1 protein-coding gene is annotated in these 1,181 nt (G+C 65.2%); it reads left to right on the top strand.

Features of this window, described 5'->3' with window-relative positions:
* The coding region (locus O145_RS18795; RefSeq protein ID WP_169740386.1) for a hypothetical protein at positions 1 to 1,029 on the top strand (1,029 nt) is incomplete at its 5' end.
* Positions 1,030 to 1,181: the final 152 nt, after the last annotated feature.

Below are 1,181 nucleotides of genomic sequence, written 5' to 3'. Positions count from 1 at the left end.
TCGCGGGCGGGCTCGCCCATGGCCATGTTCATGCCGGCCCCCACCCAGGCGGACCTGTCCGACGCGACCCTTGAGGTGCCCGAGATCTGCGCGCTGACGAAGAAGAGTGCGAGCGACGCCGCCCAGGGCGCGACCGGGATGGTGACCTTCAGCGGCGGCAAGGCGACTCCGGCGCCGGGGTCGGAGGCGATCGAGGCGGCCGTGACGAGTCTCAAGGAGGTGACCTCGAGCGTCATCGATGGGCGGCCGGTTGCCGTTGCGACCATTAACTGCGCCTACGGAACCCCTTATGCTGATGACGCGATCGTCGTCTACGACTCGAGCCTCTCCCTGGTGGCGGCCATTGACCCGCGGACGCTCCGGGGCGATCTTGAGGGCCATATCGATGACCTCACTATTGACGCGGTGTCTGCGAATGCAGTGACCGGCGACCTCGTGCTGTCCATCAGCCAGATCGGCATGTACGGCGATCAGCCGAGTCATTTCGCCGCCCACTCCGGGAGCGCCAATATCTTCTACACGTGGGCGAGCGGTGCTCATGGGTACACGCCCTCCGATGTCGTCTACACGGTAGGCGGGGACAAGAAGGTCCGCATGCCCAGGGTCGAGGACGTCCAGGCCTTCTATACCGCTGTTGCCACTCATGATGATGATACGGCCTCGAAATCGGCCACGCCGGAGTTCATGAGCGCTCTTCAGGGGGATAGCAGCCTGCGGCAGATGCATTTCTCGGGCGGAGGAGCCGCCCCCTCCATAGAGTGCGTGCTCCTGTCCTCTACCAGCACCCCGGACGCCCAGGGCGGCGGTGCCGTGTACTTCAGCGACGGCCGTAAGGCCGCGTTCAGTACATGGCTATTCGGATTTCACGTCGTCAGGGACAACGATTACCAGGCCGGTGACATGATGTGTGCGCTGGCCGGAAACGGGGAGGGCAATCCCGGCACGGTGTACCGCTGGCTCGATGTCCGCGGCAAGGAGGACGGCAGCTTCGAGGTCCACAACTCGATCGACATCCCCACGTACTACTAATTGGTTCTGGCGGGGCTGCGGACCGGGCCCGCGGCTCTCCCCCATCGACATCGGTCTGGGCGTCTGAGGGGGGCGACTTCTGCCGGGGGCGGGCTCGTGGGGCGTAGACTGTGCCTGTGAGACTCCCCACTGCTCCTTTCCGGTTGCGGCTG

Source organism: Actinomyces israelii DSM 43320, from assembly GCF_000711965.1.
GTDB classification, from domain to species: domain Bacteria; phylum Actinomycetota; class Actinomycetes; order Actinomycetales; family Actinomycetaceae; genus Actinomyces; species Actinomyces israelii.
Note: the sequence above shows the minus strand (reverse complement) of the source record. Positions and strands in the feature narration are given on the sequence as shown.